The following is a 12898-nucleotide window of genomic DNA, read 5'->3' as shown; positions in this document are numbered from 1 at the left end:
GGAACCTCTCGTGATATGGAGTCAGGGGAGAACCGAGGGGCCGCCGGAAGTTGCCGCTTCCAGCGGCCCCGCCTCATGTCAGGTCGCCGGGCCGGCGGTGTCCGCGGTGGCGTCCTTGTCGGCCTGTTCGGCATGCAACTGCTCGCAGTCAGCCAGGTAGCGGGCAGCGGCGGTGAAGATCTCGCGGGCGGTGCTCAGGTCGGCGTCGGTGACCGACCCGGCTCCGGTGGTGGAGATATGGACGTTCGCCTCGGTGGAGTAGAGCTCCAGATACGGGCGCGGACTACTGAGCAGCAGACCAGCGCGAACCTTGAGGTCGGGCGTGTGGAAGGAGACGCCGACGTGCGGCGTGGACTCCGGTCGCAGGGACAGGGTGACGTAGGTGTACGGGCGCAGACTCATGCCGCAACCCCCTTGCCGTCGGACAGGCCGTAGAAGCTGCGCTCGACGGAGCGGGCGAAGCGGTTGGCTTCGTGGGCGAGCTGGCGGGCGAACTCCAGGTCCTCCACCGTCACCGGCCCGTTGGTGGTGACCAGGACGGAGGCGGCGCCGAAGTCGAGCGCCAGGACGGGCTCACGGCGGGCGAACGGGTGGTTGAGGGTGCGGGCGGCGTGCCCGGTGGTCAGCCGGATCACGCTGTTGCGCGGGGTACGGCGTCGGGTCATCAGGCGGCGTCCTTTCCGGCCTTGGCCGTGTGGGCGGGTTGGGTGGTCTGGCGGGGAGCGTGCATCTGCTGGACTTTGATCGAGTACGCGAGGCGTCCGGCGGCGTTGACGTACGGGGTGACGGACATGCCGTCGAACTCGACCGGCGTGAACGGCAGCCCCGGCATCGGCTGCGGGGGCACCGGCTGGACCGGCGCAAGGATCTTGACCGCGACGGTCTTCTGGGCGGGCTTGAGGGTGGGGTCACCGTCCATGACCGCGACCTGCCAGACCAGCTCTTGAGTCTGCTTGTCGCGGGCCTGCACGAAGCGGCCGTTGGACGAGGCGTCGAAGTCCTTGACGGGCTCGACCTCGCCGACGATGTAGCAGCCGTGCGGGAAGACCATGGCGAAGGTGACGGGGATGGGGCCTTGCAGAGCCATGACAGCTTTCCTCTCTTGACTGACAGGCACTTAACCTATCAAGTTGATGCTGAAGCTACGCGGCTCAAACTTGCTAGGTCAAGTGCCTAAGAGCAATTTCGGCGCGGAATCGTGATCCTCTGTGCTTCATTCATGTCAAATTGGACGAAATAGTCACAATTGTGGAGACCGCAGAAACGGAGCCTGGCGCCATTAGCGGCATCGCCCTCGGGCTGTTAGCGCTCATCTGGGTTTTTGGGGTACCGCTCTGCCTTATGCAGGCACTTGAGGCCGGCCCGGCGTTTCCCAAAGTCGATCAGGCAAGTGTGGGCGGATGGCTGACCGCAGCCGCATGGATCTCCGCTGCGGCGCCAGCTCTCGCCACAGGAATCTGCCTGTTCACTGACAGGCACGTCGGCGCATGGATCTTCGGCGTCATCGCAGCGGCATGCGTGATCGTCGTCCTGGGATCCGTACAGGCCCATGAGGCGAAGCTGCACCCCGTACCGTCTCCCTCGCCGTCCAACCATTGCATGGAGCGCAGCGGTGGAGGCAATGACTGCCCAGGAGGGTAGGTGTCGCCTCAGGCGATCGGGTAGGCGTCTTCCAGCTCGTGCCGGTCGGCGGGAAGCAAGACTTCCACGACCGTGAGAGGCCGGCCGGAAGCGTCGCGAACCGCGCCGAAGACAGCCAGGAGTGGTTGGTTCTTCGGCATCGCGAGTTGCTTGGCCTCGTCGGCCGAGGGCATGCGGGCGGTGATCTGCTCCACGACGTGATCGAAGCGGACGCCCTTGCGCGCCTGGAGATGTTCCCGGAAGCCCTGTTTCAGGGGTTCCCCGCTGGTGAGATCCGTTCCTTCGGAGAGCTCCAACGGCAGCCAGAGCGACACCAGCTCGGTCGGCTCACCATCACGCGTGATCAGACGCCGCCGTACGAACGTCTTGCTCTTGGGCTGGAGATCGAGAAGAGAGCTGATCCGGTTCGGTGCGGTCACCGCGCCCACCTCGACCACCTCGCCCGCCGACTCCGTCTCCGGCTTGGTCAGGTACGCCTGTCCCGGCCGCTTCTGCTCGACGGCGGCCATCGCCGGTCGGCCGCGTACGAAGCGCCCCTTGCCCTGCTGGGACTCGATCCATCCCTGCTCTCGCAGCACCCGTAGGGCGGCGACCACGGTAGGACGGGAGACGCTGAACTCCTGGATGAGCTGGTTCTCGCTCGGCAGGAGCGTGCCCGGCGGGTACTCTCCCGACTCGATGCGCCTCTGAAGAGTCTGCACAAGCTGCGCATACTTAGGCGGCACGGACTCTAGCGACATCATGACCGTCCAACAGCCGACAGGTTGTTTTACCAAGTTTGAGCGTAACCGGCTTGCCGCCGACTGTCCACGTGGTTCGCCGAAGCGGGAGCCGTACATGAAAAGGCCGGCAGGCAGCGCAGCGACCGGGCTGGGAAGGGTGCCGCGGGGGACGCCACTGCAACTGCCTGCCGGGGGGAGGCACGGCGAGACCGGACGATGACCCTCACCCCCCTTCGGAAGGGATCACCCCTGCCTCACCGTGCCCGTCATCACCTGGCCACGTACTCAGCCAGGACGTTCGCCGCGCCCTCCGGGTCACTGGTCGGATGCCGCTTCTCGGCGCTCTGCCAGGAGTAGTAGGCGCCGCCGTACCCGACGAACACCCACACCGGCAGCCCTCCCGCCGGCCTGTGCACCAGAAGCACGCTGTTGTTGTCGCGCAGCTCGGCATTGACGCCGAGGCCCGCGAGGCGGTCACGCAGCCGGACGAGCATGCTGCCTTCGTTCTCGCGCTGCGGGAAACTCGCGTCCAACGCCTGAATGATCGAATTCATTTCACGCTCCCTTCGGCCCGGCCGCTTCCGAGGCAGTCGAGACACTCCCGCTCCTCACTCAAGGTCTGATCTCCGTCGTCGTCGCCGATGAGGAGCGCACGGCGTGAGTCACGCAGCTTGATCCCGCGTCCCCGGCAGGCGGGGCAGCACGACGTCTTGCTTGTCTCGTCTGGCCGGGTCACCGTCGCCATCTCCTCGTTCATCCGGCGTTCCCTGTGGCGGGAGGCCGCGTGACGTACCGTGGTTGCTTGATGACAAGTCCACCGGCAACCGCGTTTCTGCAGGACCCCTGAACGGCCCCCTTGTTCCCCCTTTCGAGCCCCCAGCCGGGAGGAAGACCCGCAGATGCCCGACTACATCCCGAACGTGCGGCTTCGTGCCTGGCGCAACGAGCAGCGGCTCACCCGCGCGGACATGGCCGACCGCATCAATGCCACGCCGGTAGGTATCGCCGAACGCCTGACGTGTGACGAGGAACGGGTTCGACGCTGGGAGGCCGGCGAAGTCCGATGGCCTCGCACGCCCTACCGGCTCGCACTGACGCAACTGACCGGACTGGAACCGGAAGCACTCGGGTTCTTCCAGGGAAGGCAGAACGACAGCCGCATCATCGAGGCTCGCGTCATCCCAGCCGACGCGCTACGAGCCGAAGCCGATCTCTACGGGACGATGGAACTCGCCCAGCAACTCCAGGCATCCGACGTCGGAACCGGCACCCTGGAGGCCCTTGCCGAGGCCGTCGACCTTTTGTGCCGCGCCTATCCAGTCGTGCCCGCAGGCACGCTCCGCGATCGCACCCAGAAGCGCCTCGCCCAGATCAACCACCTCCTGGCCGGACGTCTCACCCTCGATCAGCATCGCGAACTGCTCGTGATCACCGGGTGGCTGACCGCCCTACTGGGATGCGTTCACTACGACCTGGGTGAGAGAGAAGAAGCCGAAACCGCCCGACGCGCCGCCTTCGAGATGGGTCGCCAGGTCGGACACGGCGAACTCATGGGCTGGGCACACGAGATGTCAGCGTGGTTCGCCCTCGTCGAAGGCCGCTACGAAGACGTCGTCACCTCCGCCCGCATGGGCCAGGCAGTCGCCGGCACCAGCAGCGCCATGGTCCAACTCACCTTGCAGGAAGCCCGTGGCTTGGCCCGCATCGGAGAGCGCCGGGAAGCCGACCGTGCCCTGACGCGCGGAGCCGAAGTCCTCAGCAGTCTGCCCATGCCCGACCACCCAGACCACCACTTCGTGTTCGACCACGCCAAGTGGGTCTTCTATGCCGCCACCTGCTACACCTGGCTTGCCGACGACGACCGCGCCGAAGAACACGCCCGCGAAACCATCCAAATGCACACCCGCCCAGACGGCACCTCCAACGCCCCCATGCGAGTCGCCGACGCACACATAGACCTCGGTATCGTCCACGCCCGCCGAGGCGAACTCGACGCAGCGGTTGACGAAGGCATGGCCGCATTCGACATCGACCGACGATCACTCACAGACCTCGTCAACCGTGCCGGAGACCTCGACCGCGTACTACGACAGCGCTACCGACGCGAAGCACTTGCCGAAGAGTTCCACGAACGCTTCGTAACCGCCCGCAGAGCCCTGACCAGCCGCCGCCCTGACCTACTCGACTGAGCACAACGAGGGAGTAGCGGCGCGGCTGCCGAATTGCCGAGTTGTTCTTTTAGGTATCAAGCGGCGGCGCGGCGCGCCGCCGTACCCCCGGCCCTCCGCCCGCCCGCCGTCCGGGCGTGCGGCCTGGGGGCCGGTCCCGGACGGCGGCGGGACACCGGGCCGGCCACCGCACGCCAGCCCCGCCGTACTGACCGAACTCTCCGGCCAGCATTGCCACGCCGCCGCACCGCGATGCAGCCCTTACGATCGCCCCGGCGTGGTGGGCCGCCGTAGCTGGTCGGGGGCGATCGACGATCCAGGGTTCGTTCCTCACCCTGGCTCAGCGAGGAACGCCGTTGCTGTCTGCCACCTGACTGGCAGTCAGGGGAGGTCACTCTTCAAACCACCCTCCGCTGAGATTCCCGCTGTTCAAAGAATTAACGCAAGGTGGGGCGGCTTAATGAAACGCTACCTCTGCTGGACAGAGCATCTATGATCGAACACACCGACAACTCGGGAATGAGTCTGGGTATGTGCTCAATTACTGTTGAGCTAGATGGCCGCTCCATCCGTCGTCTGCAACTCCAGGTGATCAAGCTTGATTATGGTCCTGTAGGCGGCAAGCGGCACGATAGAGAACCCTGGATATTGCGGCATGTCAGCCAATCCTTGATGTCCCGCAAACTGCATGAAGTAGTTGACGAAATTGGCGAATTTGGATCGGTTGATTGTGTCATTATCCATAAATTCCTGCTTACCAACCTCGTCGCTTGACGCGCTCTGCGAATAGGCCCCAATGGATCCGACAAGTGTCCAGGATTGCCTTGCCGTCCCGTAGCGCGAAAATAGGATTTCTGGATTTGTTTCCAAGTACTTGCCCCCCTCCTGCAGTCGAGCAGTAATGGTGATCTCGTCTCCGCGCGGAGTCAGCATCAAATGAACGCCAGGACTGAAGAGGCCACGCGAAATCTTCACTATCGCGCGGAGCGTGCTGGCCTCAATGCCAAGAATTCTGGAATCATAATCGTGAATTTCGGACTCCAGAGTATCTGGCACGGGTTCGTTGACGTTATGCTTTTTCTGTTGATTCTTTCGCCCAGCTGCGCTTCTTGTGTTCGACTGGTCCTCGACCGGATTGAGGGTTGCGATCCCGTCGCTTGCTGCAGCAAGGCCTCCTAGGACTCGTGCTACGAACCTTGCATCGAAGAGCAAACCAGGCGCTGTAATACGCACCAACGTTCCCGGTGAATAGGATTTCGGCAGTGTTGAATAATCGGTGCTGGCGCCTTGTAGGATATCGGAAATATCAAATAGCCAGCCCTCGCTCTCCAATATATCTTCAAGGTCGCCAAACAAGGAATCTGCTAGTGATCGATTGGTATATTCCTCGGATGTCCAGTCGTTGACGCTCCCCGCTACAGCCTTCATTCCCAAGGTTAGTTGCTTCATCTTCTTTTCGGTCGAACGAGCTTCTTCTGGAACTCCTTTCATGAGTTGGGCTGCGAGTGACCGAATCTTGTCTACGTCGGCGTACAGATACTCGCGCAGGTACATGGTTAAGAACCTCCTAGCTCATTGAACCGTGAGTGTGCTACGCCAGGGCTGGCGCAATCTTCGCAGGTAGAATCACGCCGAAAAGCTGACTCCCCGCTCACACTCAACGTCCAAACATGGTACTCCTCTTGTCCAGCGCGATCCGTCCATCGTTGAGTTATATGCAACTTTCCGTGCTTGGTGACACGATCGCCTCTTCGGTGCTCATAATTGTCCGCTGCGGTAATGAGGCGGAACTGAACGAGCATGCCCCTAGGACAATGCGGGTGAACGGACCTGAGGCCCTAGAAGATCGCGGAAGAGCGCGGCACAGGTCAGCCGGTTCCCCGCCCCTGCTGGCAAGCCGTTGGAGTTGCAGTTCGAGTTGCAATACGAGGTAGTTCCGCGCCGTTCAGGACGATCCGCGTGTGGACGTTGGCCTGCATTGAACGATCTGGAACGGTCTGAACTGGATCTTTTAATCCGTAGGTTCCGGGTTCGAGCCCCGGGCGCCCTACCACTCCGACCTGGGGTTTCTCGTCTGTGCAAGATCCTGGTTCTTGATCTGGGTCATGCTTGGGTCACGTCTGGGGCAACCGGATTCTTCGGACTTTTCTGGCGGTAGTGCGCGCCGTCGTCAGCACCAGCCGGGCCGTTGCCTCCGCCGCCTCGTGGTACAGCTCCGGCAGCACGGACGTGTAGGTGTCCGCGCTCAGCACGATGCTGGCGTGCCCGAGTTGCCCCTGAACGGTACGCAGATCCACTTGCGCAGCCAGCGCGGTCGAGGCGGCTCCATGACGGAGGTCGTGGAGCCGCACCGGCGTTCGGCGCCTATGGACAGACCAAGCTGGCCAACCTGCTGTTCACCCGCGAACTGCAGCGCCGCCTGAACAGGGCCGGCTCACCGATCCTGGCCACGGCAGCGCATCCCGGCTGGGCAGCCACCGGATTCACCATGACCACCGGCCGCCGGATTTTTGACCACGCCCTCGCCCTGGGAACGCGGCTCCTGGCCCAAAACCCCGAAGGCGGGCCCGGCCGACCCTGCTGGCTACCGTCGGCGACGTCCCCGGCGCCAGCTTCTCCGGACCCAGCCGGTTCGGCGTACGCGGCCCTGCCGCCCTCGAAGAATTGTCCGGCGAAGCACTCGACGATGACGCCGCGCAAAAACTCTGGGAGGTTTCCGAACTCCTCACTCATGTCACGTTCCCCCTGCCCGCCGCCTGAGCAGTAGATCCCGCCGCAGCAGCCCCGGCCACGACCCGCTGAGGGCAAGGCGTGGCCCGGGCGGCCAGGCCGAGGACGGTGTCCGGGATTGGGTTCGGGCTGGACGCCAACCACGACGCCCAGCCCGGCGGCGTCGCAGAACGACACCTTGAACAGGTCGGCAACGGGCGGACGACGGTGGCGGTGGCGGGGATGGGCCACAGACCTGCCTGGTGCGGCGATCGAGGGCCGTCATGAGGTGCTCCGATCCTGCAGGCGAAGACCGGCCTTCGGATGCCAGCCGGTGAGCTGGAGCAGGCGTCGCACCTGCGGAGAGGGCGAGCGTAACGTCAGAACCTGGCCGTCGCGCATGCCGGCGGCGGGGGTGACCAACGCGCGCAGCCCGCCGACGTCGCAGAACACCAGGCCGCTCAGATCGACGCAGAAGCTGCCACCTCTCGCCATCGAGGCCAGTGCCCTGGTCAGGACAGGCAGGGTGGCGTAGTCGAGCTCGCCTTCGATCCGCAGGCCCGTGGAATCGACGAGCGGCGTGATACGCAAGAGCGGATCGGCGACCGTGTCAGGCGTGCGGATGCCGGCGGTGTCCGCGGTGTCCATGCTGACTCCTACGGGCGGGGAGTACGGAATAAGGTGGCCGCGCGTGTGAGGCGGCCATGAACACGTGGTGCGGGAGCCGGCGTGAGTGGAGCAGTCCGGTGCGATGTACTGATCATCCCGTGGGCTCGGCCCGGTGGATAGCGGCAATCTGCCTCACGCTTATCATCAGCCGTGATCACCGGGGTCGGCGCCCGCGTGGTGACGCGATGGGTTTGACGGCCGCACCGCTCGTGGCGTCTCATGGGGAACCACTGGGGCGCTCTCCCGTTGTCCTCGGCCGGCAGATGGAGCAGGCCGGCCGGCGGCACCGGATCGCACTCGGAGCTCAAGGACGGCATGGTGACTTGCATTGACCGCTCAACCTGCGCAGCCGCCGGGTCCGAACGACGGCGTGGATCAGGCCCTGGCCGACGTCTTGACGGCGATCGGCACGGCCTCGCTCGCCCTCGCCGTCCAGCGTGCGACGAACATGGCCTGCCATGGTGACCGGCGGCGGCTGGCCGTCTGCCTGGACGCGATGGGGCCCGGCCGGCTCGCCGAGGTGACCGCCGCCGCCCGGTTGCTGGGCGCCGCGGCCGAGCAGGCGCTCGCCAGGAGGAATCCGTAGCGGTCGGCCGGCGCCGGCCCCTTCACGTCTCGCGCGACGATGGGCCGACACAAAAAAGGCCCCGCGCCATGACGCGAGAATTTTCTCGCACGCCACAGCACAGGTTGAGCTTTTCGCGATGTTCAGCCGGTGATCAGCTCTTGTCGCGAATCACATCGTAGTCGGAGAACGTGATCGGACCGTCGCACAGTTTGACCATGTGCGCGTTGAACCGGTCGGTTTCCGGCAGCCTGCTGTTACGCTGGGCCTCCTCGCAGGAGGAGAATTCGACGAGGGCCACGTAGTGGTCGGGGCGATCGCGGTGCTTCGCCACGACCTCGCGCTGCACATGGCGCTTTCCCTCGGTCTACGTCCGCCACTCGTTCATGAGCGACTCGACTTCCGCAGCGCGTTTGGTGTTGAATTCCAGAATCTGTACGAAGCTCATAAGGGCCTCCCCTTTTTCTTGCTTGCATTCCCCAGTCAATACCCTTTCGAAATAAATAGCAAGGAAATTTCGCACAAATGAGCGAAATTTGCTCTCGGCATAAGTGACGGGAGGCCCGCGCCAGGTGAAAAATCCGTCCGATTTCGCGGTCCGGCGGCCCCTCGACGTCGCGGTCCGCGTGATCCGGTGGCCTCTCGTCAAATCGCCCGCAGGCCCCGCCATCGCCGCAACTGATGAGGCTGACTGGGATCGCGTCTTTCCGCCGGCCCGGCTGCGCACGTTGACTGGCAAGTGACCAGCCGGCGCACCTTGCGTCGCTGTCACCGTGAGGGGGTCGTCATGACCCTGGACGCACAAGGAACGGACGCCACCAACCGCGCGGGCCTGAACGGTCAGACCCCGCGCTGCAATCACATCGACCGACTCCCCCAAGTGCGGTACGGACCCCCCGAATGCAAGGAATGCCTGGCTCTCGGCCAGCCCTGGACGCGCCTGCTGGCGTGCCTGACCTGCGGCTGGGTCGCCTGTTCCGACGGTTCCCAGGGCGGCCACGCCAAGGCCCACTACCAGGAGACCGACCACCCGGTGGCCGCCGCCCTGGGGCCGAGGTCGACCTGGCGCTGGTGCTATGTGCACCGGCGGACCGTATAGACGAGAAGAAGGCTGCTTCATGGCTGTTTCTGAACGACCGGTGCGACGCCGGCGGGACTACGACGGAACCTCGCCCTTCCCCGGGGCCGGCGAGCACGTGCCGGCCGGGCGGCCGCAGACCGCGCTGACCGGGGCGATCGTGATCGCGCCGTTCGCCGCGCTCGGTGCGGTGATCTATCTGGCATGGGGGCACGGGGTCGCGCTCACCGACCTGCTCCTGGCCGCCGCCTTCTACGTGGTGACCGGGCTGGGAGTGACGGTCGGCTTCCACCGGCTGCTCACCCACGGCTCCTTCACCGCCCGGCCATGGTTGCGCGTGGTGCTGGCGGTCGCCGGGTCGATGGGCTTCCAGGGCAACGTGATCGACTGGGTGGCGGTGCACCGCCGCCATCACGCCTTCACCGACCGGCCGGGCGATCCACACTCGCCCTACCGGTACGGAACCAGCCTGCGCGGGCAGCTTCGGGGGCTTGCCCACGCCCACCTCGGCTGGCTGTTCACCGACGACCAGACGTCCGCCGAACGCTACGCCCCTGACCTGCTGGCCGATCCGGCCATGACCCGCGTGGCCCGCGCCTTCCCGGCGCTGTGCGCGCTGTCGCTGGCGCTGCCGTTCGCAGCCGGCTGGGCGACCGCCGGCACCCTGTACGGCGGCCTGACCGCCTTCCTGTGGGCCGGCCTGATCCGCATCGCGCTGCTCCAGCACGTCACCTGGAGCGTCAACTCCCTGTGCCACCTCATCGGCAGCCGGCCCTTCAAGACCCGCGGCCACGACCGGGCGACGAACCTGTGGCCGCTGGCCCTGCTGTCGTTCGGCGAGAGCTGGCACAACGGCCACCACAGCGAGCCGACCTGTGCCCGCCACGGTCTCGACCGGGGCCAGATCGACCCGTCCAGCGGGGTGATCCGCCTGTTCGAGCGGCTCGGCTGGGCGAGCGACGTACGCTGGCCCGATCCCGAACGCCTCCGGCGCCACCGTACCGGCGCGCTCTCACCGGCCAGAGAGTGACCCGATACCCCACCGCTCATCAGTTCCTGTGATGACCGGCACGGCCGTTGCTCGTTTCCCCCTTCCAAGCCAGAGCAGACACTGGGGCTCCAAGCCGCCTGACCGCGGCGGAGCAGGGAAGGAAGATCGAGATGAGTCTGCGCTGGGAAATCAGCAACAAGGTTCAGGTACTCAAGGGCTGGGCCAGGCAACGCTTCGGCCGTGTCTCCGGCAACCGGCGCCAGCAGGTCGCGGGCAAGAGCGACCGGGTCGCCGGCAATCTGAAGCAGGCCGGCAAAGGGCCAGGGACGCCTTCAAAACGCTGATCCCACTTCGACGAACCGCCCGGCGGGGCCCAGATCTCGGATCGGGATCCCGTCCGGACGCGGGCGAAGCCGACAACGGTCCCGTCGTCCCCGCCGGCCTCGCAAGGACGAAGATGGAGGCAGAACCGATGCGCGTCGCATCATTGGTGCTGATCCTGTGGCCGATCGTCGGCGCCGTCGCCGCAGGCCGGCGCAAGTGCTACACGGCACCGGTGGAGAACTGCGACCAGGTGGCCACCATCGCGGTGACGATCCTGGCCGGCCCCTCAACCACCTCGGCATGAACCCGAAGATCGACTGCCGGACGCCTCAGCCCAGCAAGTGAGGCCAGGCCCACCTTCAGAAGTTGACACACCCACGAGGACCTACAGTGGGAGACGACGGCCGCATCGGCACCGCCTGGGAGAGGAAGGGTGTCGGGCATGGAGTTACGGCAGTTGCGCTATTTCGTGACGCTGGCCGAAGAGCTGCACTTCGGCCGCGCCGCCGCCCGCGAGCACATCGTGCAGTCGGCGCTGAGCCAACAGATCCAGCGGCTGGAACGCGAGCTCGGTGTGCGGCTCCTGGACCGCAGCACCCACCACGTCGACCTGACCCCCGCCGGGGCCGCCCTCCTCGTCGAGGCGCGCCAGATCCTCCATCACGTCAGCCGGGCCGGGCATGCCGCACGCAACGCCGCCGCGTCCGCGCCCACGCTACGCGTCGGCATCATCGACGCCGGCTACGACACCATGCCGCAGATCCTGCACGAACTTCAGGACAACCAGCCCGGCATCACGATCCACCAGATCGAAGCAGGCACCCCCGAGCAGTACCGGCAACTGGCCGACGGCCGCCTCGACATAGCCATCGGACGCGCCTCCCAGACCCCGGCCGAGATGACCACCAAACTCATCAGGCTCGATCCCCTCGGCGTGCTGGTCCCCGACGACCACCGCTTCGCCGTCCTCGACGGTGTACCCGTCGCCGCCCTCGCCGACGAACTGCTCCTGCTCGGCGAGGAATCGCAGACGCCGGAGCTCAACCAGTTCGTCCTCGCTCTGTGCCGCTCGGCCGGGTTCGAGCCCACTCTCTACGACGGCACCGTCGAGAGCTCCCGGGCTGCCGCCGACCTCGTACTCCAGCACCGCTGCGTGCACTGCGTCCCTTCCTCCTTCCGCTCCTCCAACCGGCCCGGCACCACTTGGCGGCCCCTGACCGACCCCACCACGTACTACCCCTGGTCCCTGCTGTGGCACGACGCCAACCCCTCCCCGCACATCGCCGGCGTCATTGACACCGCCCGCCACCTGGCCGAACAGCTCGACTGGCTCGAACCCGTCACCTTGGCCACCGAACCGCCGTCCGGCGAAGACGCGCCGGCAGCCACCAGCAGCCGCAGCGACGAGGCTGTCTGACGCGCCTGGCGGGACTGGTGCGGGCGATGGTTGTTGCGGCTGGAGGTCAAAGCCGTGGATCAAGCACCACTCGACGAGTCATGAAGCGCTACAGGCCCTTGATCACGGGCCTGCCCTCGACTTGCCAGGTATTGAACATCTGTTTAGTCTACTAAACATGTGTTCAGCATCGTCGGACCTGACCGCCCAGGCCAAGATCCGCAACGCGGCCATCGCACACTTCGCCCGGGACGGCTTCGGCAAGACCAATCTGCGCGCCGTCGCGGCCACCGCGGGAGTGAGCCCCGGCCTGGTCATCCACCACTTCGGCAGCAAGGAAAAGCTCCGGAGCGTCTGCGACGACCACGTCCTGCGCATCCTGGTCCAGCGGGCCGACAACGCCGGCCCGAGCGGCATGCAGGACCTCTTTCGCGAATACCTGTCCAACCCGGAGGAATACCGCCTCCAAGTGCAGTACATGCTGCGCGCGATCGAGGAGGACACCCCCGCCGCGGGCACGTTCGTCGACACGCTGGTGGCGGAGTCGGAGCAGGTCCTGCGGGCCGGGATCGCCGACGGCTCGATGCGGCCGTCCTCCGACGTGCGGGCGCTGGCGGTGCTGACCGTGCTCAACA

Annotated in this window: 17 protein-coding genes; 8 read left to right on the top strand and 9 right to left on the bottom strand. The window is 65.8% G+C overall.

All coding sequences use genetic code 11. From position 1 onward, the window contains the following. Positions 1-78: 78 nt before the first annotated feature. The 5 genes from AB0J71_RS36330 to AB0J71_RS36310 form a co-directional block, all read right to left on the bottom strand. Positions 79-402 carry a hypothetical protein gene (locus AB0J71_RS36330; protein ID WP_364418477.1) on the bottom strand — a complete coding sequence of 108 codons (324 nt, stop codon included), beginning with the start codon at positions 400-402 and terminating at the stop codon, positions 79-81. Next, positions 399-665, bottom strand: a complete 267-nt coding sequence (locus tag AB0J71_RS36325; protein ID WP_364418475.1) for a hypothetical protein — start codon at positions 663-665, stop codon at positions 399-401. The genes AB0J71_RS36330 and AB0J71_RS36325 overlap by 4 nt, the downstream gene beginning before the upstream one ends. Then, a complete protein-coding gene (locus AB0J71_RS36320) occupies positions 665-1087 on the bottom strand; it encodes a plasmid replication, integration and excision activator (RefSeq protein ID WP_364418473.1) in 423 nt (140 codons plus the stop codon). The genes AB0J71_RS36325 and AB0J71_RS36320 overlap by 1 nt, the downstream gene beginning before the upstream one ends. Positions 1088-1649: 562 nt before the next feature. Next, a complete protein-coding gene (locus AB0J71_RS36315; protein WP_364418471.1) occupies positions 1650-2384 on the bottom strand; it encodes a GntR family transcriptional regulator in 735 nt (244 codons plus the stop codon). A gap of 248 nt (positions 2385-2632) precedes the next feature. Continuing rightward, entirely contained in the window at positions 2633-2917 is a 285-nt protein-coding gene (locus AB0J71_RS36310; protein ID WP_364418469.1) for a hypothetical protein, read from the bottom strand. A gap of 345 nt (positions 2918-3262) precedes the next feature. Here AB0J71_RS36310 and AB0J71_RS36305 point away from each other — a divergent pair, with 345 nt between their 5' ends. Beyond that, the gene (locus tag AB0J71_RS36305) at positions 3263-4552 is read left to right on the top strand and encodes a hypothetical protein (protein WP_364418467.1); all 1290 of its coding nucleotides are present in this window, start codon (positions 3263-3265) and stop codon (positions 4550-4552) included. A gap of 531 nt (positions 4553-5083) precedes the next feature. Here AB0J71_RS36305 and AB0J71_RS36300 read toward each other — a convergent pair. The 3 genes from AB0J71_RS36300 to AB0J71_RS36290 all read right to left on the bottom strand — a co-directional run bounded on the left by AB0J71_RS36300 (position 5084) and on the right by AB0J71_RS36290 (position 7888). Then, positions 5084-6085, bottom strand: a complete 1002-nt coding sequence (locus tag AB0J71_RS36300; protein ID WP_364418465.1) for a hypothetical protein — start codon at positions 6083-6085, stop codon at positions 5084-5086. Between the two features lie 560 nt (positions 6086-6645). After that, positions 6646-6828 (bottom strand): hypothetical protein, encoded by a 183-nt coding sequence (locus tag AB0J71_RS36295; protein ID WP_364418463.1) that lies wholly within the window; start codon positions 6826-6828, stop codon positions 6646-6648. A gap of 694 nt (positions 6829-7522) precedes the next feature. Continuing rightward, on the bottom strand, positions 7523-7888 hold the full coding sequence (locus AB0J71_RS36290; protein WP_358302909.1) for an STAS domain-containing protein: 366 nt from the start codon (positions 7886-7888) through the stop codon (positions 7523-7525). Positions 7889-8237: 349 nt separating this feature from the next. Between AB0J71_RS36290 and AB0J71_RS36285 the strand changes: the two genes are divergently transcribed. Then, positions 8238-8495, top strand: a complete 258-nt coding sequence (locus AB0J71_RS36285) for a hypothetical protein (protein WP_364418461.1) — start codon at positions 8238-8240, stop codon at positions 8493-8495. Between the two features lie 133 nt (positions 8496-8628). On the opposite strand, the gene AB0J71_RS36280 is transcribed toward AB0J71_RS36285, so the two are convergent. Next, complete coding sequence (locus AB0J71_RS36280) at positions 8629-8823, bottom strand: hypothetical protein (protein WP_364418459.1); 195 nt, start codon at positions 8821-8823, stop codon at positions 8629-8631. 531 nt (positions 8824-9354) lie between these two features. On the opposite strand from AB0J71_RS36280, the gene AB0J71_RS36275 reads away from it, so the two are divergent. The 6 genes from AB0J71_RS36275 to AB0J71_RS36250 form a co-directional block, all read left to right on the top strand. Next, a complete protein-coding gene (locus AB0J71_RS36275) occupies positions 9355-9573 on the top strand; it encodes a UBP-type zinc finger domain-containing protein (protein WP_352321829.1) in 219 nt (72 codons plus the stop codon). A 19-nt stretch (positions 9574-9592) separates the two neighbouring features. Further along, positions 9593-10582, top strand: coding sequence for a fatty acid desaturase (locus AB0J71_RS36270; RefSeq protein WP_364418457.1), 990 nt, complete (start codon positions 9593-9595; stop codon positions 10580-10582). 131 nt (positions 10583-10713) lie between these two features. After that, positions 10714-10887 carry a CsbD family protein gene (locus AB0J71_RS36265; RefSeq protein WP_364418455.1) on the top strand — a complete coding sequence of 58 codons (174 nt, stop codon included), beginning with the start codon at positions 10714-10716 and terminating at the stop codon, positions 10885-10887. A gap of 113 nt (positions 10888-11000) precedes the next feature. Continuing rightward, positions 11001-11171, top strand: coding sequence for a hypothetical protein (locus AB0J71_RS36260; protein WP_352321824.1), 171 nt, complete (start codon positions 11001-11003; stop codon positions 11169-11171). Between the two features lie 138 nt (positions 11172-11309). Beyond that, on the top strand, positions 11310-12284 hold the full coding sequence (locus tag AB0J71_RS36255; protein WP_352321822.1) for a LysR substrate-binding domain-containing protein: 975 nt from the start codon (positions 11310-11312) through the stop codon (positions 12282-12284). A gap of 157 nt (positions 12285-12441) precedes the next feature. Beyond that, positions 12442-12898, top strand: a 457-nt coding sequence (locus AB0J71_RS36250; protein WP_364418453.1) for a TetR family transcriptional regulator, incomplete at its 3' end; no start/stop codon positions are given.

Origin of the sequence: Nonomuraea sp. NPDC049637 (genome assembly GCF_040675235.1) — a bacterium.
Classification (GTDB): Bacteria; Actinomycetota; Actinomycetes; order Streptosporangiales; family Streptosporangiaceae; genus Nonomuraea.
Note: the sequence above shows the minus strand (reverse complement) of the source record. Positions and strands in the feature narration are given on the sequence as shown.